General features: G+C 59.8%; 23 protein-coding genes. 14 read left to right on the top strand and 9 right to left on the bottom strand.

The features are described 5' to 3' along the window. Nucleotides 1–213 precede the first annotated feature (213 nt). The 3 genes from BEN47_RS11950 to BEN47_RS11945 all read left to right on the top strand — a co-directional run bounded on the left by BEN47_RS11950 (nucleotide 214) and on the right by BEN47_RS11945 (nucleotide 1,416). Nucleotides 214–645: a hypothetical protein gene (locus tag BEN47_RS11950; protein WP_070728629.1), complete on the top strand. Its 432-nt coding sequence runs from the start codon at nucleotides 214–216 to the stop codon at nucleotides 643–645. A gap of 176 nt (nucleotides 646–821) precedes the next feature. Continuing rightward, a complete protein-coding gene (locus BEN47_RS21695; protein ID WP_193427142.1) occupies nucleotides 822–998 on the top strand; it encodes a DUF6728 family protein in 177 nt (58 codons plus the stop codon). A gap of 7 nt (nucleotides 999–1,005) precedes the next feature. Next, nucleotides 1,006–1,416 (top strand): MmcQ/YjbR family DNA-binding protein, encoded by a 411-nt coding sequence (locus BEN47_RS11945; protein WP_083322362.1) that lies wholly within the window; start codon nucleotides 1,006–1,008, stop codon nucleotides 1,414–1,416. Between the two features lie 79 nt (nucleotides 1,417–1,495). On the opposite strand, the gene BEN47_RS11940 is transcribed toward BEN47_RS11945, so the two are convergent. After that, nucleotides 1,496–4,081: a M14 family metallopeptidase gene (locus BEN47_RS11940; RefSeq protein WP_070728628.1), complete on the bottom strand. Its 2,586-nt coding sequence runs from the start codon at nucleotides 4,079–4,081 to the stop codon at nucleotides 1,496–1,498. A 165-nt stretch (nucleotides 4,082–4,246) separates the two neighbouring features. Here BEN47_RS11940 and BEN47_RS11935 point away from each other — a divergent pair, with 165 nt between their 5' ends. Together BEN47_RS11935 and BEN47_RS20335 are read left to right on the top strand one after the other, a co-directional pair. Next, on the top strand, nucleotides 4,247–4,507 hold the full coding sequence (locus tag BEN47_RS11935) for a hypothetical protein (protein ID WP_070728627.1): 261 nt from the start codon (nucleotides 4,247–4,249) through the stop codon (nucleotides 4,505–4,507). Beyond that, on the top strand, nucleotides 4,473–4,805 hold the full coding sequence (locus BEN47_RS20335; protein ID WP_083322361.1) for a type II toxin-antitoxin system RelE/ParE family toxin: 333 nt from the start codon (nucleotides 4,473–4,475) through the stop codon (nucleotides 4,803–4,805). Before BEN47_RS11935 ends, BEN47_RS20335 begins: the two co-directional genes overlap by 35 nt. A 102-nt stretch (nucleotides 4,806–4,907) precedes the next feature. Here the strand turns inward: BEN47_RS20335 and BEN47_RS22680 are convergent, their stop codons facing one another. Beyond that, nucleotides 4,908–7,880, bottom strand: coding sequence for a leucine--tRNA ligase (locus tag BEN47_RS22680; protein ID WP_083322360.1), 2,973 nt, complete (start codon nucleotides 7,878–7,880; stop codon nucleotides 4,908–4,910). Nucleotides 7,881–8,127: 247 nt separating this feature from the next. Here BEN47_RS22680 and dnaG point away from each other — a divergent pair, with 247 nt between their 5' ends. The 7 genes from dnaG to BEN47_RS11905 all read left to right on the top strand — a co-directional run bounded on the left by dnaG (nucleotide 8,128) and on the right by BEN47_RS11905 (nucleotide 15,122). After that, the gene (gene dnaG / locus BEN47_RS22090; RefSeq protein WP_239691579.1) at nucleotides 8,128–9,144 is read left to right on the top strand and encodes a DNA primase; all 1,017 of its coding nucleotides are present in this window, start codon (nucleotides 8,128–8,130) and stop codon (nucleotides 9,142–9,144) included. A gap of 8 nt (nucleotides 9,145–9,152) precedes the next feature. Next, nucleotides 9,153–10,226, top strand: coding sequence for a hypothetical protein (locus BEN47_RS22085; protein WP_239691578.1), 1,074 nt, complete (start codon nucleotides 9,153–9,155; stop codon nucleotides 10,224–10,226). Nucleotides 10,227–10,251: 25 nt separating this feature from the next. After that, nucleotides 10,252–11,184 carry a potassium channel family protein gene (locus tag BEN47_RS11920; RefSeq protein WP_083322359.1) on the top strand — a complete coding sequence of 311 codons (933 nt, stop codon included), beginning with the start codon at nucleotides 10,252–10,254 and terminating at the stop codon, nucleotides 11,182–11,184. 18 nt (nucleotides 11,185–11,202) lie between these two features. Beyond that, complete coding sequence (locus tag BEN47_RS22080; protein ID WP_239691577.1) at nucleotides 11,203–11,307, top strand: TrkA C-terminal domain-containing protein; 105 nt, start codon at nucleotides 11,203–11,205, stop codon at nucleotides 11,305–11,307. A gap of 99 nt (nucleotides 11,308–11,406) precedes the next feature. Then, nucleotides 11,407–12,663 carry a glycosyltransferase family 4 protein gene (locus BEN47_RS11915; RefSeq protein WP_070728626.1) on the top strand — a complete coding sequence of 419 codons (1,257 nt, stop codon included), beginning with the start codon at nucleotides 11,407–11,409 and terminating at the stop codon, nucleotides 12,661–12,663. Then, nucleotides 12,660–13,829, top strand: a complete 1,170-nt coding sequence (locus BEN47_RS11910) for a glycosyltransferase (RefSeq protein WP_070728625.1) — start codon at nucleotides 12,660–12,662, stop codon at nucleotides 13,827–13,829. Before BEN47_RS11915 ends, BEN47_RS11910 begins: the two co-directional genes overlap by 4 nt. Nucleotides 13,830–13,892: 63 nt before the next feature. Next, nucleotides 13,893–15,122, top strand: a complete 1,230-nt coding sequence (locus tag BEN47_RS11905) for a bifunctional 3,4-dihydroxy-2-butanone-4-phosphate synthase/GTP cyclohydrolase II (protein WP_070728646.1) — start codon at nucleotides 13,893–13,895, stop codon at nucleotides 15,120–15,122. A 30-nt stretch (nucleotides 15,123–15,152) separates the two neighbouring features. On the opposite strand, the gene BEN47_RS11900 is transcribed toward BEN47_RS11905, so the two are convergent. Then, nucleotides 15,153–16,460 carry a competence/damage-inducible protein A gene (locus BEN47_RS11900; RefSeq protein WP_083322358.1) on the bottom strand — a complete coding sequence of 436 codons (1,308 nt, stop codon included), beginning with the start codon at nucleotides 16,458–16,460 and terminating at the stop codon, nucleotides 15,153–15,155. 112 nt (nucleotides 16,461–16,572) lie between these two features. Here BEN47_RS11900 and BEN47_RS11895 point away from each other — a divergent pair, with 112 nt between their 5' ends. After that, complete coding sequence (locus tag BEN47_RS11895) at nucleotides 16,573–17,424, top strand: DUF4197 domain-containing protein (RefSeq protein ID WP_083322357.1); 852 nt, start codon at nucleotides 16,573–16,575, stop codon at nucleotides 17,422–17,424. Nucleotides 17,425–17,600: 176 nt separating this feature from the next. On the opposite strand, the gene BEN47_RS11890 is transcribed toward BEN47_RS11895, so the two are convergent. The 6 genes from BEN47_RS11890 to BEN47_RS11865 all read right to left on the bottom strand — a co-directional run bounded on the left by BEN47_RS11890 (nucleotide 17,601) and on the right by BEN47_RS11865 (nucleotide 23,650). Next, nucleotides 17,601–17,966 (bottom strand): hypothetical protein, encoded by a 366-nt coding sequence (locus tag BEN47_RS11890; protein ID WP_070728623.1) that lies wholly within the window; start codon nucleotides 17,964–17,966, stop codon nucleotides 17,601–17,603. Between the two features lie 205 nt (nucleotides 17,967–18,171). After that, on the bottom strand, nucleotides 18,172–18,801 hold the full coding sequence (locus BEN47_RS11885; RefSeq protein ID WP_070728622.1) for an ABC transporter ATP-binding protein: 630 nt from the start codon (nucleotides 18,799–18,801) through the stop codon (nucleotides 18,172–18,174). Between the two features lie 12 nt (nucleotides 18,802–18,813). Then, complete coding sequence (lpxA, locus tag BEN47_RS11880; protein WP_070728621.1) at nucleotides 18,814–19,623, bottom strand: acyl-ACP--UDP-N-acetylglucosamine O-acyltransferase; 810 nt, start codon at nucleotides 19,621–19,623, stop codon at nucleotides 18,814–18,816. Between the two features lie 106 nt (nucleotides 19,624–19,729). Further along, the gene (locus BEN47_RS11875) at nucleotides 19,730–21,124 is read right to left on the bottom strand and encodes a bifunctional UDP-3-O-[3-hydroxymyristoyl] N-acetylglucosamine deacetylase/3-hydroxyacyl-ACP dehydratase (RefSeq protein ID WP_070728620.1); all 1,395 of its coding nucleotides are present in this window, start codon (nucleotides 21,122–21,124) and stop codon (nucleotides 19,730–19,732) included. A gap of 99 nt (nucleotides 21,125–21,223) precedes the next feature. Then, nucleotides 21,224–22,264, bottom strand: a complete 1,041-nt coding sequence (gene lpxD, locus BEN47_RS11870) for a UDP-3-O-(3-hydroxymyristoyl)glucosamine N-acyltransferase (protein ID WP_070728619.1) — start codon at nucleotides 22,262–22,264, stop codon at nucleotides 21,224–21,226. Between the two features lie 156 nt (nucleotides 22,265–22,420). After that, nucleotides 22,421–23,650: an HD domain-containing protein gene (locus BEN47_RS11865; protein ID WP_070728618.1), complete on the bottom strand. Its 1,230-nt coding sequence runs from the start codon at nucleotides 23,648–23,650 to the stop codon at nucleotides 22,421–22,423. A 361-nt stretch (nucleotides 23,651–24,011) separates the two neighbouring features. Here BEN47_RS11865 and porX point away from each other — a divergent pair, with 361 nt between their 5' ends. Continuing rightward, nucleotides 24,012–25,580 (top strand): T9SS response regulator signal transducer PorX, encoded by a 1,569-nt coding sequence (gene porX / locus BEN47_RS11860; RefSeq protein WP_070728617.1) that lies wholly within the window; start codon nucleotides 24,012–24,014, stop codon nucleotides 25,578–25,580. Nucleotides 25,581–25,669: the final 89 nt, after the last annotated feature.

Here is a 25,669-nt window from a genome sequence, read left to right as displayed (position 1 = left end):
CGAAAATCCTGCTCCTTTAGCAAATCCTTGCCCATGCATAACGCCCGCATTAAAATTGTCATTGACAATTACAATCTCACCTTAAATTAGACCACCGCCATTATCTTTTCTGTTCGGCTTTTGGTCAAGCATACTTGGCTAAATCATAACGACCAGTTTTTACAACCCAATCAACCTCTGACGGAAGAATTTCAGACTGACTGCCTCGTTTGGATGCTCTTTCATGGAAAAAACCTCACCGCCTCCGCCAACGACCTGCAATGGAATGGCAAAAGCTGGAGCATCGTCAATCACTTCATTCCCTACACCGAGCAGGAAGTAGGCGCCCCCGACCGCTTCGAAAGCGACTTCTTGGTGCAGTACCTGGCCGGTAAAATCTTCAGTGCCCCCGCGCAGGCCGTGCTCGCGGAGGGCCGCCAGCTGTGGCAGGCCTACTTCGCCCACCCCAACGCCCGCCCCGTGCGCGACGACCTCAAACTCAACCGGCCCGACGTGGGCTGGTACCAGGTGCGCAAAGCCCTGGAAGCCCGCAACGCCAGCGGCGACGTGCTCCCCACGTCTTTCCAGCCGTTCCAGGCCGCCTACAAAGCCCTCACCGAAAAGCTGCAGCCCTTGGTTTACAGCCTGGGCTTCCTGAAAAAATAACGCCCCGCTCCAGCCGGTCGCGCGCCGGCCGGCCCGCCCGGCGCGCTCGGCGTGCCGGTAGCGGAAGCGCCTGAAAACAACTTGTTTTACCTGCAGAAATATGCAATAAACCGGGGATTTAGTCAATCATTCTGCCGCGCCTTTTGTTATCTTTCTGAACCCAAACACCTGCTACCATGAACGGCAAGAATCTCTTTAATTTCGGTCCGGTCCTCGGTTATTACTTCCGCGGCAAGGACGCCAACCGCAAGTCCAATTTCAACATGAAGACCATGCACTTCATCAATAAGCTCAGCTTGGCGATGTTTCTGGTGGGCTTGGTCGTGATGTTTTTCCGCTACGTAATCAATTAACTGCCCCATGCACATCGAGGAGTTTCGCGACTATTGCCTTGCTAAGCCAGGCGTAACCGAGGAAACTCCGTTCGGTCCCGAAACCCTCGTATTCAAAGTGGGCGGCAAGATTTTCGCCCTCACCGATATTGATACTTTCGGCAGCATGAACCTCAAGTGCGACCCGGAGCGGGCCCTGGAGCTGCGCGACGCCCACGACTACGTGCTGCCCGGCTATCATATGAACAAGAAGCACTGGAACACGGTGCTGATTGGGACTGGTGCTCCGCTGGGCCAGCTCCGGGAGCTGATTGACCATTCGTATGCGCTGGTGCTGGCCTCGCTGCCCAAAGCGGCCAGCGTCGGTGTAGAGACGCATCATTGCGTGTCGTCGTTGAACGGTTACGCAGGAACGAAACCCCCACGGCGCTCACGATGAGACGCAATGATGCGTCCCTACCACGCACAAAAAAAGCCCTCCCGATACGTCGGGAGGGCTTTTTCACTTCTAAATGGTTTTACTGGCCGACAAGGAACAGGGCGTTGCCGAAGAGCAGCTTGCCGCCTTGCCAGAAGGCCCGGAACAGCGGGTTGTCGCCCAGATACACCACCTGGCCGCGGCCCATTTCCTGGGTGCCTACCACAAACGTGTCGGTGAGCTCCTTGCGGGCTTTGGCGCCGATGAAACCGGACGAATAGCTGTCTTTCTTGATGACGCCTACGTTCCAACCGCCTTTGCCCAGGAACCGGTAGTTGAGCGGGGTGCGCACCAGGGCGAAGTATGTGCTGCCGTAGCCGAAGGCCAGCGGGTGGGTGTTATCGAGCTGCACGCGGTACACGCTGCCCTGCACCACATCCCCGGCTTCCTCGCGGTCGGAGTCGCCGTAGCGGCGCAGCAGCTTGTAGGGGTTGGCCTTCTCGTCTTTCTTGATAGCGACGGAATCAACGGCTTTGGTCTTGAGCAGAAAGTCTTTTTTGTTGGCTAGGAACCGGGCGGCGCCTTCCATGGCAATGAGCTTGCCGCCGTCGCGCACCCAGGCTTTCAGGCCTTCGATGTTGCGGTCGGAGTAGATGTCGGCGTAGTTGCCGTTGGGCAACACCAGCACGTCGTACTTCTGCATCGAGACGCGGCTGAGGTAATCGGTGCCCAGCACCGTGACGGGGTAGCTCAGCTGCTGCTCGAAAAAGTGCCACACCTCGCCAAAGGCCGTGGCGTCGACGCCGGGCCCCGCCAGCACGGCCACCCTGGGCTGCTGCACAAAATGCACCGTACCGGAGCCCAGGTCGCGGCCCGTAGTGGAAAAGCCGGATTTCACGGCCGTAACCACCGTGCCGGCCGAGTCGGCCTGGGCCCGCACCAGTTGGTCGAAGCGGACACCCATGGCCTCGTTGCCGGTGCGCGTGATGACCAGCGTGCCGGGTGCGTACTTCTGGCCTTCCGACTCAAATTCCTTTTCGGCGTAGCGCACTTTTATTTTTTGCTGCAGCAGGCGGCTCAGAAAGCGCATGTCCTGGATGGTATTCCACCGGGCCAGGTAGGCGTAGGGGCGCTCGGTGGCGGCGGCCGCGCTGCCGCGCACCATGGCCGGGGCGGGGGCAGGGGCCGTGGCGCTCAGGCGGCCGGGGAGGGCGTAGGCTTTCATGCCAAATGCGTAGGGCAGGGCCCAGGACGTAATGTCGTAGGTGAGCGAATCTTCCAGCTGAGCGCTGGGCTCAAACAGGACCTTCACCAGCGTAGACTTGGGTTGGTACATGCTCACCACCACGTCGCGGGGCTGGATTTCGACCGTCTCGTTTTTGCCGGAGGTGTAGTTATAGCCTTTGGTCCGGGTTCTCTTATCGGCAAAGCCGTATCTGATTTGGTTGCGCTCCAGGTATTGGGTGAGGGCGCGCAGCTGGCCGGGGTCGTTGCCGGCCGATAGAACGTAGGATTTGTACTCGCCCCGGGGCTTGGTGCGGGCGGTGGTGAAGTAGGTTTCGAACTCGCGCAGCAGGTCGTCGTGGCGCTCGGCGGTGGCCTGAATGGTGGCGCGGCTGGCGGCATGGTGGTGGGCAATGCGCTGGTCCAGGGTCAGGGTGTCGCCGTCGAGGCGGGCGTAGGCCACGCCGGCCGGGCCGCCGCCGCCCTGCTCATACGTCATGCCGATGGCCCCGTTGAAGGTGGGCCAGGTGTCGCCGTAGGTGGGGGCAAACAGGTCGTAGGTCTCGCGGGTGAAGTACAGCCAGTTGTTCTTGTCGAACGCCACTTTGTTGTACTCGCCGAGGATGTTCTGGAACTGGCGCTGCCAGGGCGTGATGTCGGCGTGGAAGGGCTTGGCAGCAGGGGAAAAGTAGTACGTGTTATTCGGCCCCATTTCGTGGAAATCGGCGTGCACGGCCGGCAGCCACTGGTTGTAGAGGGCAATGCGACTCTTGGATTCAACCTGGGTTTGCCAGGCCCAGTCGCGGTTCAGGTCGAAGTAGTAGTGGTTGTAGCGGCCGCCGGGCCAGGGCTCGTGGTGCTCCCAGGAGTCGGGGTTGGCGTTCACGCCCCGGTTGCGCACGCGGTTGTACCAGTTGGCGTAGCGGTCGCGGCCGTCGGGGTTCACGCAGGGGTCCACGATGACGACGGTGTTTTTCAGCCAGTCCTGCATCTGCTGGTCCTGGGGGTTGGCCAGGTCGTAGAGCACCTGCATCACCGCTTCTGATGACACAGCTTCGTTGCCGTGCACGTTGTAGCTCAGCCAGCACACGGCCGGCTGCTGGCGCTGGCCGGTGCCACTTTCCAGGCCGGCCAGCCTCAGGTTGTTGTGGCGCACGTCATCGAGCCGGCCGAAGGTTTCGGCGCTGGCAATCTGCACCACTTCCAGGGGCCGGTTCTCGTAGGTTTTGCCGTAGGGCACCAGCTTCATGCGGCCGGGCGTGTGGGCCACCACGTGGTCCACGTAGCGCAAAATCTCGGCGTGGTTGGTGAACTGCGTGCCCAGCTTATAGCCCAAAAACTGCGTGGGCGTGAGCAAGGGGTCTTGCGTGGAAGCGGTTTGGGCGCCGCTGGCGAGGCTAAGCAGCAACAGCAGACAGCAGCTACCAACCCGCAGGCTGGTGGCAAAAGGTAAAGTACGCATCAAAGAGTTAGGTTAGAAGTTCAAACAGTATCGGGGCAAAGATGCGATTAGAGTGCGAACTCCAGCACTCTTACGGTGATTTTCGCTGCTTTTAGAAGTTGTAACTGGTAGCTGAACCAACGGTTAGTCTTGGGTAGTTACTTCTACAAACACGTATCTTGCACCATGCGCCAAGTTATTCTCACTGTACCCGACGACCAGTTTGCTCCACTGATGAAAGTGGTTAAGGCCTTGCCCTTTGCCATCAAAGCAGAGGCCGTGGCTCCGCCGAAGTCGAGAAAATATACTCCCGAGCAGCAGGAGTGGGTTGATGATTTCCGCCAGGCGCTGAACGAGGTAGACTTGCATCAGCAGGGTAAAATCAAGCTTCAAACCCTTGGCGAACTAATCCATGAGCTTCGAAATAACGCTGACCAAGAGCTTTAGAAGAAATCTCAAACCGTTTGTCAAGCGTTTTGCATCAATCACGGATGACTTGGAAGCATTGGGAAAAGACCTCCTCGATAATCCGCAAGCCGGAGTATCATTAGGGCGCGACTGCTACAAAGTCCGAATGCGAATTGGCTCGAAGAATACCGGCAAAAGTGGCGGTGCCCGCGTTATTACCTGCGTTAAAATTGTTGGCGAGAAAGTGTATTTGCTGACTATTTACGATAAGTCAGAACGGGATTCCATTTCGGATAAAGAGCGGGATGAATTGTTGAGGGAAAACGGTTTGGTTTAATTTCAAAAAGGCCCGCTGCATGTGCAACGGACCTTTTTGTGAGGTAAGCTTTAGCTTGCCGTATTACCGTTAGAACTACATAACGTCTAGCTAAAGCTTACCTCACACCACCACGTTCACCATGCGCCCCGGCACCACAATCACCTTCTTGACCGATTTCCCTTCGCCAAACCGCGCCAGAAAATCAGAGGCCAGCACGGCGGTTTCAATCTCGGCAGCGGTAGCGGCAGCGGCGAACTGCATTTGCTCGCGCACTTTGCCGTTGATGGCCAGCGGATACACCACGTTGTCTTCCACCAGGTATTCCTCGCGGAACTCCGGGTAGCGGGCGCTGCTCACGCTGCCGGCCGCGTGGCCCAGCTCCTGCCACAGCTCCTCGGCCAGGTGCGGCGCAAACGGTGACACCAGCAGCACCAGCGGCTCCAGAATGGCGCGCTTGTGGCATTTGAGGGCCGTGAGCTCGTTCACGGTTATCATAAACAGGCTGACGGAGGTGTTGAAGCTGAACTTCTCAATGTCCTCCTGCGCCTTCTGAATGGCTTTGTGCAGGGCCTTCAGCTCCGCGGGCGTGGCGGGCTCGTCGGTTACGGCCAGGTCGCCGTCCTCGGGGTGGAAAAGGCGCCAGAACTTCTTGAGGAAGCTGCCCACACCGCTGATGCCGTTGGTGTTCCAGGGCTTGTACTGCTCCAGCGGGCCTAGAAACATCTCGTAAAGGCGCAGAGCATCCGCGCCGTATTTGTCGATTAGAATGTTGGGGTTAACAACATTGTATTTCGACTTCGACATTTTTTCGACCTCTGAAGAGGTCAAAAACTTGTCTGATTTACCGAAGCCGAATGGATGAAAAACATTGTTTTGCCAGAATCCGCTTTCACAAATAAAAACAGGGCTCTTCAATTCAGAATGCTTTTCGATGTAATCTCCAATATTTAAAACATTGTTGGAAACTAGAGAAATATCAACGTGAAGTATGGATGAGACCCCGAACTGAAAACTTGCGCCCTTGTGAACTTCATCAAGTTGTTCGATGCCATGAAGGAGTCCTTCAGCATCACTGCTTACAAAAAAGTCACTAGTTGGGATAGGCAGAGTTATTGAGTGAGTTTGATTTTGAACGACAATAGAAAATGTTGATGGTACGGAATCTGAAAAAGGTGTGCCAGGATTCTTTACTCTAATTATTTTCTCTGATATACCCAATATCATCCCCTGATTTATCAGTTTCTGGAAAGGCTCGTTGCTGCTGACGAGGCCCAAATCCTTCAAAAACAAATACCAGAACCGCGCATACAGCAAGTGGCCGGTGGCGTGCTCGGCCCCGCCCATGTAGAGGTCCACGGTGCCCCAGTACTGCTCGGCTTCTTCCGATACGAAGCGGGCTTCGTTGGTGGGGTCCATGTAGCGGAGGTAGTACCACGACGAGCCTGCCCAGCCGGGCATGGTGCTCAGCTCGTAGGGGTACTGGTCGCGGTAGAGCCAGTTTTGGGCGCGGCCCAGGGGTGGCTCGCCGGTTTCGGTGGGCTTGTACTCGTTGATTTCGGGCAGCACCAGCGGCAGGTCGCTTTCGGCGATGCCGTAGGCGGTACCGTCCTTGTAGTAAATCGGAATAGGTTCGCCCCAGTAGCGCTGGCGGCCGAAAATGGAGTCGCGCAGGCGGAAATTGACCTTGCCGTGGCCCAGGCCTTTCTCTTCGAGGTAGGCAATGAGCTTCTGCGTGGCCTCCTTGTAGGTGAGGCCGTTGATGATGCCCGAGTTGATGTAGCGGCCTTCTTTGGTGGGGTCGGCCTGCTGGTCGAGGCCCTGCTGGGCATCGGAAATGGCGGGGATGGGCAGGCCGAAATGCTGGGCAAACAGGTAGTCGCGCTGGTCGCCGCTGGGCACGGCCATCACCGCGCCGGTGCCGTAGCCGGCCAGCACGTAGTCGGCCAACCAGATTTGCACGGGCTCGTTGTTCACCGGGTTCAACCCGTAGGCGCCGGTGAAGACGCCCGACACGGTTTTGGTATCAGCCATGCGGTCGCGCTCCGAGCGGCGCTTGGTGGCGGCGATGTACTCGTCTACGGCGGCGCGCTGGTCGGGGGTGGTCAGCTCGTTCACTAACTCGTGCTCGGGGGCCAGCACCAGGAAAGTGGCGCCGTAAATGGTGTCCACCCGCGTGGTGTATACTTTAATTTGAGCGGTTTCGGAGCCCTGCATCGGGAAAGTGACTTCGGCGCCAATGCTGCGCCCAATCCAGTTGCGCTGCATTTCCTTCACCGCATCGGGCCAGTCGAGGGTGTCGAGGCCGGCTAGGAGGCGGTCGGCGTAGGCGGTGATGCGCAGGTTCCACTGGGGCATGAGGCGGCGCTCCACGGGGTAGCCGCCGCGCTCGCTCAGGCCGTCCTTTACTTCGTCGTTCGAGAGCACCGTGCCCAGGCCGGGGCACCAGTTCACGTAAGTGTCCTGCTGGTAGGCCAGGCGGTAGGAGTGGACCGCGGCCAGCTTCTGGTGCTCGGTGAAGAGCTGCCACTGCCCGGCGGTAAATACCTGGCGGTTGCCCTCGTCGCCGGCCGCGCGGATGCCCTCGCTGCCGCGCTCGGCAAAGCGGGTGGTGAGCTCCGTCAGCGGTTCGGCCCGGTCCGTGTCGAGGTTGTACCAGGAGTTAAATAGCTTGAGGAAAATCCATTGCGTCCACTTATAGTAGCTGGCGTCGGAGGTGCGGATTTCGCGGCTCCAGTCGTAGCTGAACCCCAGGCTGCTGAGCTGCTTGATGTAGGTCGCAATGTTCTGGTCGGTGGTCAGGGCCGGGTGCTGGCCGGTCTGGATGGCGTACTGCTCAGCGGGCAAGCCGAATGAGTCGAACCCCATGGGATGCAGCACGTTGAAGCCCTGCAGGCGCTTGAAGCGCGTCACGATATCGGAGGCAATGTAGCCCAGCGGGTGCCCCACGTGCAGCCCCGCCCCGGACGGGTACGGAAACATATCAAGCACGTAGTACTTCGGCTTCTCGGAGTGGTTGTGGGCCTGGAACGTGCTGTGCGCTTTCCAGTGGGCCTGCCACTTCTTTTCAATTTCTTCGGGACGGTATGCGGGCATCTTGCGCGGAGTTTATTCCGGGCAAAGGTAGGACGCAGGAGAAAGTAGGGCGAAATTTGTTGTGGTGGCATCGTTCATGCGTCACCTCACCCCCTAGCCCCCTCTCCCGCGGAGAGGGGGGACTAGTTTCTAGTTTTAGAAAAAGTCTAGAAATTAATTTACGGCTAGTCCCCCCTCTCCGCGGGAGAGGGGGCTAGGGGGTGAGGTGAGCCAGCCGCGCCGCAAGAAGCTTCATTCCCGCCCCCAGATGGCCCGCATTCCCAAAGAACTAGTAGACCAGATTATCCAAACCGCCGACATCGTGGAGGTCGTCGGCGACTTCGTGCAGCTCAAGCGCAAAGGCCAGAATATGTGGGCGCCGTGCCCGTTTCACAACGAGAAATCTCCGTCCTTCTCCGTTAACCCGGCCAAAAGCCTGTACAAGTGCTTCGGCTGCGGCAAGGCTGGCGGAGTGGTGCAATTCGTGATGGATGTGGAAGGGACCAGCTACGTGGAGGCCCTGAAGTACCTGGCCAAAAAGTACGCCATCACCATCGAGGAGGAGGAAAAAACGCCCCAGCAGCAACTGGAGCAGAACGAGCGCGACTCGCAGTTCATCGTTTCCGACTGGGCCAAAAACCATTTCCACCGCCTGCTGCTCAACTCCGAGGAGGGCATGAGCATCGGTTACGGCTACCTCAAGGAGCGGGGCCTGAACCTGGCCACCATCCAGCAGTTTGAGCTCGGCTACTCCCTCGACAGCTGGGACGACCTGCTGAAGGCAGCCGAAACGGCCGGCTATGATAAGAAATACCTCGAAAAAACCGGTCTCACCGTCATCAAAACCGACGACCAGGGCCAGGATACCGGCCGGCGCTATGACCGGTTCCGGGGCCGGGTGATGTTCCCGATTCACAACATCAGCGGCCGGGTGGTGGGCTTCGGGGCGCGCACCCTGAAGCGCGACGACAAGATGGCGAAGTACCTCAACTCGCCCGAATCGGAGATTTACCACAAGTCGGACGTGCTCTACGGGCTGTTTCAGGCGCGGCAGGCCATCCGGACGCAAGAGGTATGCTACCTCGTGGAGGGCTATCTCGACGTGCTGAGTTTGTACCAGGGCGGCATCAAAAACGTGGTAGCCTCATCGGGTACTTCGCTCACCGAAGGCCAGATTCGGCTCATCAAGCGCTATTCTGACAACGTGACGGTGCTCTATGATGGTGACGCGGCCGGCATCAAAGCCTCGTTGCGCGGCACGACCTGCTCCTCGAAGGCGGCCTGAACGTGCGCGTGGTGCTCTTTCCCGACGGCGACGACCCCGACAGCTACATCCGCAAAGTGGGCGACCAGCGCTTCGCCGAGTACATCGAAACCAAGAGCCAGGACTTCATCTCCTTCAAAACCACGCTGGTGGCCCGCGAGGCCAGCAACGACCCGGTGAAGAAGGCCGAAGCCATTCGCGATGTGCTGCACAGCATCGCCAAAGTGCCCGACGCCATCAAGCGCCAGGTGTTTTTGCAGCAGACCTCGGCCACGTTCGGCATCGACGAGCAGGTACTTATCACCGAATACAACAAGCTGGTGAAATCGCCGTCCAAGGCGGCCGGCGGCGGTGGTTCTGGTGGCAATGCCGGCAACTACGGCCAGGGCGCGGGAAGCGCCAATACCGGCTATCCTTCAAATTATGGCAGCCGGCCCGCACCGGCCAGCCGCCCGCTTTCCGACGAAGAGGAAGCCGAAATGCTGATGTATGGCGGCCAGGAAGCCACCGTGGAAATCCTGGGCGCGGGCGTTTCCTACCAGCCGGCCAAGGCCGCCGCCGAGGACGAGGACGACCAGACCGACGTGCTCAAGCTGTGCGAGCGCGAGGTGTTGCGCCTGCTGGTGCTCTACGCCGGCCGCGAGGTGGAAACCGAAATCAGCGTGGCGGCCTACTTGCTGGGGGAGCTGGGCGAAACTCCGCTCACGGTGCCGCTCTTCGCCGAGATGTGGGAAATCTGCCGCCAGGAGCTGCTGGCCGGCCGCTTCCCTGACGCCCGCCTGCTGGCCCAAAACGAGCGCGCCGACATCCGCAGCCTCATCACGGACCTAGCCACCGAGCGCTACGAAATCAGCCCGAACTGGCGCAACAAGGAAATCTACGTTTTCAACGAGGTTGACCTGCCCAAGCTGGCTTGCGACAACGCCGTGCTGCGCCTCAACAAAGTGCACGTGCAGCGTGAGCTCGACATCTGCCTCGAACGCCTGCGTCACCCCTTAGAAGACGCCGAAATGTTCGAAATCCTGGGCGATATCAAACGCCTGAAAGAATTGGACAACGAATTAGGGGCCCTGTTGGGCACTGTGGTGGGCCGCAGCGCGTAGCTTCGCCCCATACTCAACGCCTTTCATGTTGCAACGCGTCAATTTCAACCGGCTACTGCTGGCTATCCTGCTCATCTTCATCAGCTTGGGCAGCGGCATGGCTGGTTTTATGCTCATCGAGGACTACAATGCGCCCGATGCGTTCTACATGACCGTCATCACCGTGTCGACGGTGGGTTTTGGCGAATTGCATCAGCTTTCGCCCATGGGGCGCATGTTTGTGGCGTTCTACATCCTCTTCAATTTGGTGGTGGTGGCCTACCTCGTGTCGGCCTTGTCCACGTTTATCTTTGACGGCGAGCTGCGCAAACTATTTAAAATGTATCGGGTGGACCAAGAAATTAAACGTTTTAGTGGGCACGTCATTCTTTGCGGCTTTGGTCGAAACGGCCGCAAGGCCCACCACGACCTCACCCTGAACGGGGCCCGCGTGGTTGTTATCGAGCAGAACGAGCAACTGCTGAAAAACCTCAGCGAGGGCCGCACTGGCGAAGATTACGACGGCGATGGCCGGGCCGGCGGCGCCATTATTGCCGTTATCGGCGACGCCACCACCGACCTGGTGCTCCAGCAAGCCGGTGTGGCCCGGGCCTCGGCCCTCATCACGGCCCTGCCCTCCGACGCCGACAACGTTTTCGTCGCCCTTTCGGCCCGGGCCCTGAACCCGCGGTTGAATATCATTGCCCGCGCCTCCTACAAAACGTCGGAAAGCAAGCTGATTTCGGCCGGCGCCAATTCCGTGGTGATGCCCGACGAAATAGGCGGCTCGCACATGGCCAACCTGGTGGTGCGACCCGAAGTTATCCGTTTCCTCGACCTGATTTCGGGCCTCAGTGCCGACAAGCTGCGGCTCGAAGAGCTGGCCTACGCGCAAATCCGCAAGGACCGGCAGGGGCAGAGTATCCGCGAACTCGACATCCGCTCCCGCACCGGTGCCACCATCATCGGCTTGCGGTAGCACGAAGGCTCCCTGCTGGTGAGCCCCTCCGCCGATTATGTGCCCGCGCCCGGTGATGTGCTGCTCGTGCTGGGCAGCGAAGCGCAAATTGAGAGTTTTGAGGTGCAATACCGGCAGCTATAAAGGGAGTTAAGAGTTAGGAGTTGGGAGTTAAGAGTAGATATCGTGTCCGTCTAGCTCACCAACTCTTAACTCTCAACTCCTAACTCCTAACTTAAGTAAATGCACATCCTTCAGCTCTGTCCCCGCGTTCCGTTTCCGCCCCACGACGGCGGCGCCATTGCCATGTACGATGTGGCCGCCGGTCTGGTGCAGGCCGGCCACCAGGTCACGCTGCTGGCTATCAACACGCCCAAGCACCGCCAGCCCGCCGATGCCCTTGCGCACCTGGGCCCCGGCCTGCGCTTGGTGCTGGTGAACGTGAACACCGACATTGCCCCCGCCAAGGCGCTCAAAAACCTGCTTTTCAGTCGCCAGCCCTACAACGTGGAGCGTTTCATGAGCCCCGCAGTGGGCGAGGCGCTGCTGGAAATCCTGCGCACCGAAAAAGTGGACATTGTGCAAATGGAGGGCACTTTTGTGGCCTGGTATGCCGAACTGCTGGGCCGCCAGCACCGCGCCGATTTTCGGGTGCCGCCCCTGGTGCTGCGGGCTCACAACGTGGAATACACCATCTGGCAGATGCTGGCCCGGCGCGAACCCAATGCGCTGAAGCGGTATTTCCTGCAAACCCTGGCCACTCGGCTCGAAAAATTTGAGCGGCGCTACCTGCGGCAGTTCGACGCCGTGGCCGCCATTACCCCCGACGATGCCAGCCGGCTCCGGGCCCTACACTGCCCGGAGCCGGTGGTGTTCATTCCTGCCGGCGTCGAGCTGAGCCGCGTGCAACTCGACCCCGCCATCCGGGGCCGGCCGCGCACGCTGTTTATGATAGGCTCCCTCGACTGGCTGCCCAACCAGGAGGGCGTCGAGTGGTTTTTGCGCGAAGTCTGGCCCACCTTTCACGCCGAAACGCCCGACGTGGAGCTGCACATTGCCGGCCGCAATACGCCGGCTCACCTGCTGGCCCCGCGCACCGACAACGTCTTCGTGCAGGGCTTCGTAGCGTCGGCGCCGGGTTTTATGCAGCAATACGAGCTGATGTTGGTGCCCTTGCTCAGCGGGGGCGGCATGCGCGTCAAAATCATTGAGGGCATGACGCTGGGCAAGGCCATTCTCAGTACCAGCCTGGGGGCCGAGGGCATTGCCGCGCACGACGGGCAAAACCTGCTGCTGCGCGACGGCGCGGCCGCTTGGCTGCATACCCTGCGAACCTGGGCGCGCGGCGAGCTCGACCTGCAGCGCATTGGCGCTGAAGCGGCCCGCACCGCTACCGATGTTTACGACAACCGCCGGGTGGTGGCGCAGTTCGTGGAATTATACCAGCGACTGCTGTTGCCAGCCCCGGCCGGTACGCCCGCGCATTCCCCGCCCGTATGAAGCTGCTGGTACTGCTTTCGCGTTTCCCGTACCCGCTCGACAAGGGCGACAAGCTGCGGGCCTACCACCAGCTGCGGTGCTTGGCCAGTCGCCACGAAATTGCCCTTTTCACGCTTTCCGATGAGGACGTATCCGCCGAGGCGAATGCCGCCGTGCGCCCGCTCTGCCGGGGCGGCGTGGTGGTGCACCGGCTGCACCGGCCCGGCATAGCCCTCAGCATGGCCAAAGCCCTGGCCACGGGCCGGCCGCTGCAGGTGGGGTATTTCTACGATGCCGCCGCCCACCGGCAGCTGGAAGGGTTGATAGCGGCCTTTAAACCGGACCATATTTACTGCCAGCTTATTCGCATGGCCGAATACCTGCGGCCGCCTGCCGGCCGCCTGCCCATGACCCTGGATTACATGGATGTGCTGTCGGCCGGCATGGCGCGCCGGGCCACCCAGGCCCCCCGGTGGCAGCGCCCCGTGCTGGCCCTCGAAGCGCAGCGGCTGCAGAAGTACGAAGCCGAAGCGTTTGGCTGGTTTCAGCACCACACCATCATCAGCGACCAAGACCGGCAGCTCATTCAGCACCCCCGGCGCAACGAAGTGAGCATCGTGCTGAATGGCATCGACACCGATTTTTTCCAACCTCGGCCCCTGGCGCCCAAGCAGTACGATGTGCTGTTTTGCGGCAACATGGGCTACCACCCCAACGTGGACGCCGCCTGCTTTCTGGCCGAAGAAATAATGCCGCTGGTACGCGCCCGGCACCCGGCGGCGCGGCTGCTTATTGCCGGTACCACGCCCGCGCCCCGCGTGCAGGCCCTGGCCTCGGCGCAGGTCGAAGTCAGTGGCTGGGTGCCGGATATACGGGCGGCGTATGCGGCGGCCCGGGTATTTGTGGCCCCCATGCGGGTGGGTACTGGCCTGCAAAACAAGCTGCTGGAAGCCATGGCCATGCAGCTGCCCTGCGTGACCACGCCCCTAGCCAATAATGCCCTGGGCGGCAGCAGCGGGCAGCAGCTATGCGTTGCCGAAGGCGGTGAGGACCTGGCCGACGCCATCAGTACGCTGCTGGACGATGCGGCCGGGGCCGCGCAGATAGCCGCTCGCGGGCTGGCTTTTGTGAAGAACAGCTATAATTGGGCCGCCGCCACTTCCCGCCTCAACGCCCTGTTCGAGTGAGGACCCGCGGGGCGGGCTAACTTTGCACCGGCTGCCGCTGTTATGGCCCGAAATACCCCACCCATGCTTGATACCATCGAATCCGCCATTGCCGACATCCGCGCGGGCAAGGTTGTTATTGTTGTTGACGACGAAGACCGCGAAAACGAAGGCGACTTTATCTGTGCCGCGCAGTGCGCTACTCCGGAAATAATCAATTTTATGGCCACCCACGGCCGGGGCTTGGTGTGCGCCTCCCTGCCCGAGCAGCGCTGCGAAGAGCTGGGCCTGGACCTAATGGTGGGCTACAACACGGCCCTGCACGCCACGCCTTTCACGGTATCGGTTGACCTGCTGAAGAACGGCGTGACCACCGGCATATCCGCTTCCGACCGCAGCAAGACCATTCTGGCCCTCATCGACCCCGCCACCAAGCCCGAAGAGCTGGGCAAGCCGGGCCACATCTTCCCCCTCAAAGCCCGCAAAGAAGGCGTGCTCCGCCGCGCCGGCCACACCGAGGCGGCCGTCGACCTGGCCCGTCTGGCTGGGTTTGAGCCCGCCGGGGTGCTGGTCGAAATCCTGAAGGAGGATGGGGAAATGGCGCGGCTGCCCGATTTGGAAATCGTGGCCATGAAGTGGGACCTCAAGCTGATTTCAGTGCAGGACCTCATCAAGTACCGCCTCGCGCACGAGAGCCTGATTCACCGTGACATTTCCGTGAAAATGCCCACCGAATGGGGCGATTTCGACCTGTATGCCTACACTCAGCGCAGCAACGGCGTGCAGCACCTCGCCCTGGTGAAGGGCGACATCAGCGGCCCAGAGCCGGTATTGGTGCGCGTGCACAGCTCCTGCGTGACCGGCGATATTTTCGGTTCCTGCCGGTGCGACTGCGGCCCGCAGCTGCACCAGGCCATGCGCCAGATTGAGCGCGAAGGCCGCGGCGTGGTCGTGTACATGAACCAGGAAGGCCGCGGCATTGGCCTCATCAACAAGCTCAAGGCCTACAAACTCCAGGAGCAGGGCCGCGACACCGTGCAGGCCAACGAAGAGCTGGGTTTCAAGAGCGACGAGCGCGACTACGGCGTGGGCGCTCAAATCCTGCGCGACCTCGGCATCACGGAAATGCGCCTGCTCACCAACAACCCGCGCAAGCGCACGGGCCTCGTAGGCTACGGCCTGGTAATCGTGGATACACTGCCCATCGAAATCAGCTCGAACCCGCACAACGAAGCGTACCTGACCACCAAGCGCGACAAACTGGGCCACGACATCATGCGTAAAGTACCCAGCGACCAGCCCAAGGTGGCGTAGCTTGAAACACAACAATTGCACAAAAGCAACTTACCCTCGCTTCTGAGCCAACTGCTGGTGCAGCATGGTGAGCAGCGACTGCGCGGCGTAATCCACGTTGAGGGCGCGGCCGCGGTCCAGCACGTATTCTTTGCTGATGGTTTGGGTGGCGTCGGCGTAGGCGAGGCACACGGTGCCCACTTTCTTGGTGTCGGTGGCGCCGCCGGGGCCGGCTATGCCGCTAGTGGCTACGGCCACGTCCACGCCCAGGCGCTGCCGGGCACCCTCGGCCATCTCGCGCACGGTGGCTTCGCTCACGGCTCCGAACCGGGCCAGTGTTTCGGCTTTCACGCCCAGCTCCTGCTGCTTGATGTCGTTGTGGTACGCCACGATGCTGCCCCGGAAATACGCCGAGCTACCCGGTACTCCGGTAAGCCGGTGCGCAACCAGGCCACCCGTGCAGCTTTCGGCTGTGCCAATGGTCAGGTTCCGGGAGGCCAGCAGCTTGCCAATGGCGGCCTCCAGGGCAGTTTCTTCTTCCGCAAAAATGTACTCGCCGATTCGCTCGCGCAACACCGGCAGCAGGGCCAGCATGCGGCCGCGCAGGTCGGGCAGGCCATCGGCGGTGCCCGTCAGGCGCAGGCGCACGGCGCCAAAGCTGGGCAGGTAGGCCAGCTTGATGTTGGGGGGCAGGGCGTCTTCCCAATCTGCGATTTTGGCGGCCAGGAATGATTCTCCCAGGCCGGTGGTCATCACCACCACGTGCTCGATGGGCGCCAAATCGAACTGCGTTTGCAGGCGGGGCAGCACGTGGTCGGTCATCAGGCGTTTCATCTCGAAGGGCACGCCGGGCATGCTCACAAACACGGTGCCCTGGTCGGAAAACCACATGCCGGGCGCGGTTCCCACGGCATTGTGCAGCACCGTGCAGTTGGCGGGCACCAGGGCCTGCTGCCGGTTCACGTCGAGCATGGGCCGGTCGTAGCGGCGGAATATTTCCTCTACGTGGTGCAGCGTTGGCTCGTGCATCATCAGCTCGGTGCCGAAGTAATGGGCCAGCACGTGTTTGGTCAGGTCGTCTTTGGTGGGGCCCAGGCCGCCGGTGATGAGCACCACCTGGGCCCGCTGCCGGGCCAAGTCCAGCGCCGCCACTATTTCATCGGCCCGGTCTGAAACCGACGATATCTGCCGCACGCGCAATCCGATTTTACCCAATTCCTGCCCCATGAAGGCCGAGTTGGTATCCACCACCTGCCCGTATAGCAGCTCGTCGCCAATGGTCATAATTTCTACATTCGGTGGGGCGGTAGGGAGGGTGGGTACATCAGAAATGTGACTAATTGGGGCAGGGGAGGGCATATGGAGGAGTTAAAAATAGGTTTGGCCGCAAAATTGTCTTCAATTTGCATACGCGGCGGTCCAAGGACAGCCACAGGGGCCATCCGGTTTTCCCGTCGCAGTAGTTTATTCCATGCTAATTCGAATTGCCAGCGCCCTGCTGGTAGCTGGCCTGCTGGCCACGGCGGCCCCCGCCGCCCACGCCCAAACCACCGCCGCTAAGAAAGCCGCCGCCGCCAAAGCCGCAGCGGCCAGGACCGCCGCCGCCAAAAAAGCCGCTGCCACCAAAGCCGCCGCCGCTAAAACGGCTGCTGCCAATGCCGCCGCCGCCAAAGCCGCTGCCGCTGCTGCCGCCACGCCGCCACCTGCGCCCCTCACTGAGTCGCAGGCCAGTGCCGGCATCAAAGAGGCCCTAAACAAGGGCATTTTGAAGGCGGTGGAGTTCGCCTCCGAGCCCGATGGCTTCAATACCAACGACGACATCCACATTCCCTTCCCCGAGGATGCCATCCTGATGAAAACCACCCTGAGTAGGTTTCCGGGCATGAACACGCTGATTGGCACCTTTGAAACCCAGCTCAACCGGGCCGCCGAAGCCGCCGCGCCCAAGGCCAAGGATATTTTCCTCAATGCCCTGGCCAACATCAGCATTACCGATGCCCTGACCTTGGTTACCAGCAGCTCCACGGATGCGGCCACCCAGTTTCTGCGCAAGTCCACCGAGGCGCAGCTCATTGCCGCGTTCCAGCCAGACATTAGCGCCGCTATCGACCAGGTAGGAGCTGGCAAGGCCTACGCTAAAATGACCAGCCAGTACAACCGCATTCCGCTCATGACACCTGTGCAGACCGACCTCACGGCCTATACCACCCAGAAAGCGGTAGACGGCCTGTTTATCCTGCTGGCCAAAGAGGAAGGCAAAATTCGGAAAAATCCCGCTGCCCGCACCACCGATTTGCTTAGGCAGGTTTTCGGCAGGAAATAAAAGGTAGGGTGCGCGTTGGCAGTTGCCGGGAGACAGTCAATACCTCGTTGGCTATCTGGCATCCAATTAACTTCTAGTCACGCCCTGTGTATTCCGAATACGAAACCAAAAAGTCCCACCCGCAGCCGCAGGTGGGACTTTTTGGTTTATTGTCCGGGTATGTTGTGGCGTGTAGTCTAGTAATCGTCGCTGTCGAAGCTGGCGCCGCGGCTATTGCGCCGGCCACTGCTGTAGCCTTCGTCGGCATCGTCGTCGTCGTCATCGGCGAGGTCATCGTCGTCATCATCAAGGCTGGTGAAACCGCCGCGGTCGGAATTTTCGGCCCGCTCGGCTTCCACAAATTCCTCCTCTGTCATGTTGGCTAGGTCCAGCGCTTCGTCGTGCGTGGAGCCCGTATCCGTCCACATCAGGTAGTCGGCGTACTTAGCCGAAAGCCGGTCTTCCAAATTGCCCAACGCGGCCGCGCCGCCCTTCGAGGCATAGGAGTCCAGGTTATCGTCGTCGTCGAGCAAGTTGTCGTCCAAGTCGTCGTTATCAATCATGGCCGGGGCGGATAATAGTTGAAGTGAATAAATGCACCTATTGTGAAGGCGAAGATACGGCGCAGGCTCATTTCCGATTGAATTTTCAGGCGTGGCATTGCGCTACAAAAAGAACCGTGCCGCCAGCCCAGGCCACTTTATTACTGAGGAGTAGTGCTCGATTACTCCAATAAATTAGCCACTTGGGCGCCGTCGCAAGGCTGCGTTACGCTGTGGTTTTTTGGTAGTCTGTCACCAATAATTGCTCGTCGCAAAAAGCATATTCCGCCGGCACGTTGGAGCTTAGCAGGAGGGTGCGGCCGGTTTTCGTGGCTTGCACGTGCTCCTGGTACCACGCCACGCCGGTGGTGTCCAGGTTGGTGGTGGGCTCGTCGAGCAGGAGCAGGGGCGCGTCAGCGTACAGCGCCAGACCCAACTTGAGGCGTTGCTTCATGCCCGAGGAAAATTCGCGCACCAGTTGGTGGCGCCCTTTTTCCAGGTACATCAAACCAATCAGCTTATCGAGCGTGACCAGGGGCCGCAGGGGCTTGAAGCGGGTATGAAACTGCAGTAGCTCCAGCAGCGTCAGCTCTTCGAGCAGTTCCAGGTAGGGGGCCGCGTAGGCCAGGTGCCGCGGCACGTCCTCTACGGCCACGGCCCGGCCCGCCACGGCGTAGGTTAACGTGCCATTTGTAGGTAGGAGCTGGCCCGACAGGGTGTTGAGCAGCGTGCTTTTGCCGGCACCGTTAGGCCCCAGCACGGCGGTGGCGCTACCGGGCCGGAACGTGCGCGTGAGGCCCCGGAAAATCCAGTCGCGCTGGAAGCGCTTGCCCAGGTCTGCGGCGGTAATCTGCATGGTGGGCCGGAGCTAATCGGCGTCGCCGTCGAGGTCGGTCCGTTCGCGCTTCGGGCCTTTGATAATGCCCCGGGTGGCGGCCCGCACAAAGTCCAGCGCCAGGTCGCGCTCGGCCGAAGGACGGATTTCCGCCTCGATGCGGGCCAGGGCATCCTGCGTATTCATGCCGCCCAAAAACAGCAGGCGGTACAGGTTGTGCAGCTCGTTTACCTGCTCTTCGGAAAAGCCGCGCCGGCGCAGGCCCACCGAATTTATACCGGCGTAGGTCAACGGCTCGCGGGCTGCCTTCACAAAGGGCGGAATGTCTTTGCGCACCAAAGAGCCGCCCCCCAGAAAAGCGTGTGCCCCAATCGTGACGAACTGATGAATGGCCGAGGTGCCACCCAGAATGGCCCAGTCGCCCACCGTGACGTGCCCAGCAATCTGCACCGAATTGGAAACCACGCAATGGTCGCCGATGGTGCAGTCGTGCGCTACGTGCACGTAGGCCTGGAGCAGGCAATGGCTGCCCACTACGGTCCGGCCCCGGTCCACGGTGCCGCGGTTCACCGTCACGCACTCGCGCAACACGGTGTAGTCCCCGATTAAGGCGGTGGTTTGCTCCCCGGCAAATTTCAGGTCCTGGGGCACGGCACTCACCACGGCGCCGGGAAATATCTGGCAGTGCTTCCCGATGCGGGCCCCGTCCATGATGGTCACGTTCGGCCCAATCCAGCTGCCTTCCCCAATTTCGACATCGGCGGCGATGGTCGTAAACGGTTCAACGGTTACGCCCGGCGCAATGCGAGCTGAAGGATGGATGTAGGCGAGGGGGGAAATCATTCTTCTTTCAGAAAATTATAAATTATAAATTATGAGTTATGAATTGCAAATGGACTCAAGTAGACAAGTCATTCATAACTCATTATTCATCATTCATAATTGAAAATTAAGCGTCTTTGCGAACGATGGCGGCGCTCATTTCGGCATCCATCACCACTTTGCCGTTCACAAAGGCCTGGCCGCGCATTTTGGCGATGCCGCGCTTAATGGGAGCCAGCAGCTGGCAGTGAAACAGGATGGTGTCGCCGGGCAATACTTTTTTGCGGAACCGGCAATTTTCAATGCCTAGGAAATACTGCCAGTAGTTCTCGGGGTCGGGCACGGTGTTCATCACCAGAATGCCGCCGGTCTGGGCCATGGCCTCTACCTGCAGCACGCCGGGCATGATGGGGTTGCCGGGGAAGTGGCCCTGAAAGAACGGCTCGTTCATGGTCACGTTTTTCACCGAAGTCACCATCTGGTCGTCGAGGTGAATGATTTTGTCAATCAGCAGGAACGGGTAGCGGTGGGGCAGCACCTGCATGATGCGGTTGATGTCCATCACCGGCTCGCGGCTGGGGTCGTACTGCGGCACGGGGTTGCTGTGCGCCTCCAGCATCTTTTTCTTGATGCGCTTGGCAAAGGCCACGTTGGCGGCGTGGCCGGGGCGGGCGGCCAGAATCTGACCTTTCAGCGGCCGGCCCACCAGGGCGAGGTCGCCCACGAGGTCGAGCAGCTTGTGGCGGGCGGGCTCGTTTTTGTGGCGCAGGTCCACGTTGTTCAGAATGCCTTCTTTTTTAACCGAGACGCGGGGCTTGCCCAGCATTTTAGCCAGGTCGTTGAGCTCGTCGTCGGTCACCACGCGGTCGACCACCACAATGGCATTGCTCAAATCGCCGCCGCGAATGAGGTTGTTTTTGTAGAGCATTTCCAGCTCGTGCAAAAAGCAGAACGTGCGCGACGAGGCAATCTCGGCCCCAAACTGGCCGATGTCGGCCAGGGTGGCGTGCTGGGAGCCCAGCACGGGCGAGTTATAGTCCACCATCACCGTGAGGCGGTAGTCGGACAGGGGCAGTGCGGCGATTTCGACGCCCCGGGCGTTGTCGACGTACCGAATGCTCTCCGGGATTTCGTAGTAGTTGCGCAGGGCATTCTGTTCTTCTAGTCCTACCGATTCCAGCGCCTTGATGAACTCAGCCGACGAGCCGTCCATGATGGGCGGCTCTGGGCCTGAGAGCTGAATCAGCACGTTGTCGAGCTGCATGCCCACCAGCGCGGCCAGCGTGTGCTCCACGGTGTTGATGCGGGCGCCGTTTTGCTCAATGGTAGTGCCGCGGCTCAGGTCCACCACATTGTCCACATCGGCATCCACCACGGGCTGGCCGGGCAAATCCACGCGCTGAAACTTGAAGCCGTGGCCCACCGGCGCGGGGCAAAACGTCATGGTGGCTTCTACGCCGGTGTGGAGACCAATGCCGCGCACCGTAACGGGCGCCTGGATAGTATGCTGCTTGTCGTTCATCAGGTTGGTTGTCAGTTGTTAGTTGTCGGTTGTCAGTATGAAAAGCCACAAGGAGCTAACAACTAACAACGAGCAACTGACAACTAATAGGCTGCAAAGCTAGGGCTTTTCCGTCGTGCTTTTTGCCTTCTCCAGGCGTTCGACGCGCTGCTCCAGCTCGGGCAGGCGCCGGAAAACGATTTGGGCGCGCTGGTTTTGCTTGAAATCGAAGGCCGTGGAGCCCTGCAGAATCAGGCCTTCCTGCTTCACGTTTTTGCCCACGCCCGATTGGGCCGTGACCGTGGTTCTGTTGGCCAGCGTGACGTGGCCGGCCATGCCCACCTGCCCGGCCAGCACGCAGTGGTTGCCAATTTTGGCCGAGCCGGCGATGCCGCTTTGCGAGGCAATGACGGTGTGCTGGCCAATTTCGACGTTGTGCGCCAGCTGCACTAGGTTGTCAATCTTGCTGCCCCGGCCGATGCGCGTAGAGCCCAGGGTGGCGCAGTCGATGGTGGCGTTGGCCCCAATGCTCACGAAGTCTTCCAGCACCACGTTGCCAATCTGGGGAATGGCTTTGTAGGAGCCGTCGGGCTGGGGAGCGAAACCGAAGCCATCGGAGCCGACGACGGCCCCCGCCTTCACCACGCAAAACTGGCCGATGACCGTGTCGGCGTAAATTTTGGCACCGGCGTGAATGATGCTGCCCGCCCCAATCGTGACCCGGTCGCCGATGTAGGCCTGAGGGAAAATGAGAACGTTTTCGCCCAGCTTGCAATTCTCGCCGATGTAAGAAAACGCGCCGCGGTAATGGCCGGGGCCAATTTCCGAGGTTTCGGCAATGAAGGAAGGCTGCTCTACGCCGCGCTTGCCCGTGCGGGTGGCCTGGGCATAGAATTCGAGCAGCTGGCTAAATGCCGAGTACGGGTCGTCGACCCGAATAAGGGCGGGGCCAATGGCCTGCCGCAGCTCCAGCGTGCGGGCCACAATGACCACCGACGCGCTGGTTTCGTACAAAAACGACTCGTACTTGGCGTTGGAGAGAAAGGTGAGGGAACCGGCCTGGGCTTCCTCAATCTTGGCTAGGCTGCTGATGCGTTGGGTGGCGTCGCCCTCCACGCTGCCGTTGAGGACTTCGGCGATTTGCTGAATAGTGAATTCCATGGGCGAAATTAAGCGGCAGGTTCTGTTTTCGGTTTGGGATAGGAGGTAGGTAGCGGAACGTCATGCTGAGCGCAGCCGAAGCATCTCTACCGCGCAAGTAATCAATTTTACTGCTGCGGTAGAGATGCTTCGGCTGCGCTCAGCATGACGTTCTTGCTACACAATCTCCTTGGGGTAGCAGATGTAGAACTTTTCCACTCGCTGGCTGAGGGCCCGGATGTTGGGCAAATCGGAGGCTTCCATCACGTTCACCACGTCGCCTCTTTTGGTCAGGATTTCGATGGGCTCCTGGCTTTCGGCGTTGTAGGCGCTGTTGCTCAGGCGGCCGGGAATCATGAGCAGGGCGGCTTCTGCGGGCGGCAGGTTGAATTTTTCTTCAATCAGCTCCTGAATTCCCAGTCGGAATTCCTCGTCAAACGGTTCGGGCGCGAGCACGATTTTGAGCAGGTTGCGGTGCAAAATGCTTTTGGCGAGGTAGCTGAGGACCACATCCGGGTGCCCGGCCCAGGCCTTGATGGCCGACCAGATGTCGTAGTCGTCAAGCTCCACGAAGTGGCTAAGGATTTTCTCGTCCTTCTCGAACTCCGCCAGGCTCACGGCGCGGCCCAGGAAGTAGCCCAGGCAGGAGTTGGCGGGCACTTCCACGCCGCGCCGGGCCAGGTCGCGAGCCCGTTGCACCACCCGTATCACCATTTGCTCGGCGCTGGTCACGGTTTTGTGCAGGTACACCTGCCAGTACATTAGCCGGCGGCTTACCAGGAAATTCTCCACCGAATACACGGCTTTTTCTTCCAGCACCAGCCGCTCCTCGTGCACGCGCAGCATTTTGATGAGGCGGTCGGCGCCGGGCCGGCCTTCCTCCACACCGGTATAAAAGGAGTCGCGGTTCAGGTAGTCGAGCCGGTCCATGTCGAGCTGACTGCTCACCAGTTGATGAAAAAAGGGCCGCTCGTAGGTGCCTTTGAACATTTCGATGGCCAGCGCCAGCTTGCCATCAAACTCCATGTTGAGCCGTTCCATTAGAAACAGGGACAGCTGCTCGTGCGGCACGTCCTGAAAAATAGCGGTTTCCAAGGCGTGGGAGAGCGGGCCGTGGCCCACGTCGTGCAGCAGAATGGCGGCCAGCGCCGCTTCACCTTCCACCGCCGAAATCTTCACGCCCTTGTCTTTGAGCGTGCGCAGGGCCAGCGACATGAGGTGCATGGCGCCCAGCGCATGATGAAACCGGGTGTGCAGCGCCCCCGGATACACAAACCCGGTGAGGCCCAACTGCTGAATCCGGCGCAGTCGCTGGAAATAGCGGTGCTCGATGAGGTCAAACAAGAATTCCGTCGGGATGGTGACGAAACCGTACACCGGGTCGTTGAAAATTTTCTTTTTATTCATAGGGGGCGCCAGCGGCTCGCCAGCAGGACGGGGTAGCGATGGAATCGTGCTGCAAAAGAACGACAGCCGCGTGGGGTTTGGCCGGCGTGGGCCGCCGTGGCGGGCAATCGCCCGGCCAAAACCCAGCGAAGTGTGACCTTTGGAGCCAACTGGCTTCGCCACTGTTGAGCTGCCTATAAATCAATAACCAAACCGCCAGGTTTACGGTAAAGCATTATGGCGTGACCGGTGGGCCGGGCACTAAGGACCCGCATTTCACCGTTCTACCCCTAAGCTGGACCTTTATCCGGCAACAATTCACCCGCGAACGCCCCTCTCGGCGCGTTACGCCCAATCGCCTTTTTACTACTGGCGCTATTCCATGCAACAAACCACCATCCTTTGGGCCGACGACGAAATCGACTTGCTCAAGCCCCATTTGCTGTTTTTGAAAGAAAAAGGCTACGATGTGACGCCCGTGAACAGCGGCGCCGATGCCATTGAGGAGATTCAGGAGAAGAGCTACGACCTCGTGTTTCTGGATGAGAACATGCCCGGCCTGACGGGCCTGCAAACCCTCACCGAAATCAAGGCCATTCGGCCCACGGTGCCCGTGGTGATGATTACCAAGAGCGAGGAAGAGCACATTATGGAGTCCGCCATTGGTGCCAAGATTGCTGATTACCTCATCAAGCCCGTGAACCCCAGTCAGATACTGCTGTCGGTGAAAAAGGTGCTCGACAACAAGCGTCTGGTGAGCGAGGCCACCAACAGCGGCTACCAGCGCGACTTCCGCCAGCTGGGCATGCAGCTCTCCGACCGCCTCACGCCCGCCGAGTGGGCTGATGTGTACAAGAAGCTGGTGTACTGGGAGCTGGAAATCAACGAAACGGAAGGCAAGAGCATGGCCGAAGTCTTCAACATGCAGAAGGATGAAGCCAATACCTACTTCGGCCGCTTCATTACCGAAGATTACGAAGATTGGGTGAACGGCGACGACAAGAACGCGCCGCTCATGTCGCACCAGCTGTTTAAGGAGCGGGTGTTCCCCACCATGAAGGCCACCGGCGACACGCCCGTGTACTTCGTGCTGATTGACAACCTGCGCTACGACCAGTGGAAGGTGCTGGAGCCCATCATCACCGAAATGTTTACCGTGGACAGCGAAGAGATGTACTACGCCATTCTGCCGACCACCACGGCGTATGCGCGCAACGCCATTTTCTCGGGCATGATGCCGTCGGAAATCCAGAAAAAATACCCCAACCTATGGGTGGACGACCAGGACGACGAGGGCAAAAACTTGCACGAGGCCGAGTTCATGGAAATCAATTTCCAGAAGAACAACCAAAAGGCCAAATACAGCTACCACAAGGTGACCAACCTGCAGGCCGGCAAGGACCTGCTGGGCAAGATGAGCAACCTGCACAACAACTACAAGTGCAACGTCATCGTGTACAACTTCGTGGACATGCTCTCGCACGCCCGCACCGACATGGCCATGATTCGGGAGCTGGCCGCCGACGAGTCGGCCTACCGCAGCATCACCCGCTCTTGGTTCCTGCACTCGCCGCTGTATGAGATGATGCAGCAGATTGCTGAGAAAAAAGGCAAGCTCATCATCACCACTGACCACGGCACCATCCGCTGCAAGCGCCCCTACAAGATTGTGGGCGACCGAAACACCAACACCAACCTGCGCTACAAGCACGGCAAAAACCTGGGCTTCGAAGATTCCCGCGACGTGTACGTAGTGCGCAAGCCGGAAAGCATTTTCCTGCCGCGCGAGAACGTGAGTACGGCCTATGTATTCACAATTGGCGACTACTTCTTCGCCTACCCCAACAACTACAACTACTACGTGAACTACTACAAGGACACGTTCCAGCACGGCGGTATCTCGCTGGAGGAATGCATTATTCCTTATGTGACATTGACTGCCAAGGGCTAACGCGCCAAGTTTCGCGAAGCAAAAAAGGGAAGTCTCGCTAAGTTGGTGCATTACCATTCTTAGCGAGACTTCCCTTTTTTACTTCGCGA

It is taken from the genome of Hymenobacter lapidarius (assembly GCF_001816145.1).
Taxonomy (GTDB): Bacteria; Bacteroidota; Bacteroidia; order Cytophagales; family Hymenobacteraceae; genus Hymenobacter; species Hymenobacter lapidarius.
This window is presented reverse-complemented; position numbering and strand designations above follow the sequence as displayed.

Excerpts from the sequence above, each read along its gene's own strand:
- BEN47_RS11920 (WP_083322359.1), top strand. The coding sequence starts at position 10,252 with ATGTTGCAACGCGTCAATTTCAACCGGCTACTGCTGGCTATCCTGCTC.
- BEN47_RS11950 (WP_070728629.1), top strand. The coding sequence starts at position 214 with ATGCTCTTTCATGGAAAAAACCTCACCGCCTCCGCCAACGACCTGCAA.
- BEN47_RS11890 (WP_070728623.1), bottom strand. The coding sequence starts at position 17,966 with ATGATTGATAACGACGACTTGGACGACAACTTGCTCGACGACGACGAT.
- BEN47_RS11885 (WP_070728622.1), bottom strand. The coding sequence starts at position 18,801 with ATGCAGATTACCGCCGCAGACCTGGGCAAGCGCTTCCAGCGCGACTGG.
- BEN47_RS11865 (WP_070728618.1), bottom strand. The coding sequence starts at position 23,650 with ATGAATAAAAAGAAAATTTTCAACGACCCGGTGTACGGTTTCGTCACC.
- BEN47_RS11945 (WP_083322362.1), top strand. The coding sequence starts at position 1,006 with ATGCACATCGAGGAGTTTCGCGACTATTGCCTTGCTAAGCCAGGCGTA.
- lpxA (WP_070728621.1), bottom strand. The coding sequence starts at position 19,623 with ATGATTTCCCCCCTCGCCTACATCCATCCTTCAGCTCGCATTGCGCCG.
- BEN47_RS20335 (WP_083322361.1), top strand. The coding sequence starts at position 4,473 with ATGAGCTTCGAAATAACGCTGACCAAGAGCTTTAGAAGAAATCTCAAA.
- BEN47_RS11905 (WP_070728646.1), top strand. The coding sequence starts at position 13,893 with ATGCTTGATACCATCGAATCCGCCATTGCCGACATCCGCGCGGGCAAG.
- BEN47_RS11915 (WP_070728626.1), top strand. The coding sequence starts at position 11,407 with ATGCACATCCTTCAGCTCTGTCCCCGCGTTCCGTTTCCGCCCCACGAC.
- BEN47_RS22680 (WP_083322360.1), bottom strand. The coding sequence starts at position 7,880 with ATGCCCGCATACCGTCCCGAAGAAATTGAAAAGAAGTGGCAGGCCCAC.
- BEN47_RS11900 (WP_083322358.1), bottom strand. The coding sequence starts at position 16,460 with ATGCCCTCCCCTGCCCCAATTAGTCACATTTCTGATGTACCCACCCTC.
- BEN47_RS11910 (WP_070728625.1), top strand. The coding sequence starts at position 12,660 with ATGAAGCTGCTGGTACTGCTTTCGCGTTTCCCGTACCCGCTCGACAAG.
- BEN47_RS11875 (WP_070728620.1), bottom strand. The coding sequence starts at position 21,124 with ATGAACGACAAGCAGCATACTATCCAGGCGCCCGTTACGGTGCGCGGC.
- BEN47_RS11935 (WP_070728627.1), top strand. The coding sequence starts at position 4,247 with ATGCGCCAAGTTATTCTCACTGTACCCGACGACCAGTTTGCTCCACTG.
- BEN47_RS21695 (WP_193427142.1), top strand. The coding sequence starts at position 822 with ATGAACGGCAAGAATCTCTTTAATTTCGGTCCGGTCCTCGGTTATTAC.
- lpxD (WP_070728619.1), bottom strand. The coding sequence starts at position 22,264 with ATGGAATTCACTATTCAGCAAATCGCCGAAGTCCTCAACGGCAGCGTG.
- BEN47_RS11895 (WP_083322357.1), top strand. The coding sequence starts at position 16,573 with ATGCTAATTCGAATTGCCAGCGCCCTGCTGGTAGCTGGCCTGCTGGCC.
- porX (WP_070728617.1), top strand. The coding sequence starts at position 24,012 with ATGCAACAAACCACCATCCTTTGGGCCGACGACGAAATCGACTTGCTC.
- dnaG (WP_239691579.1), top strand. The coding sequence starts at position 8,128 with ATGGCCCGCATTCCCAAAGAACTAGTAGACCAGATTATCCAAACCGCC.
- BEN47_RS11940 (WP_070728628.1), bottom strand. The coding sequence starts at position 4,081 with ATGCGTACTTTACCTTTTGCCACCAGCCTGCGGGTTGGTAGCTGCTGT.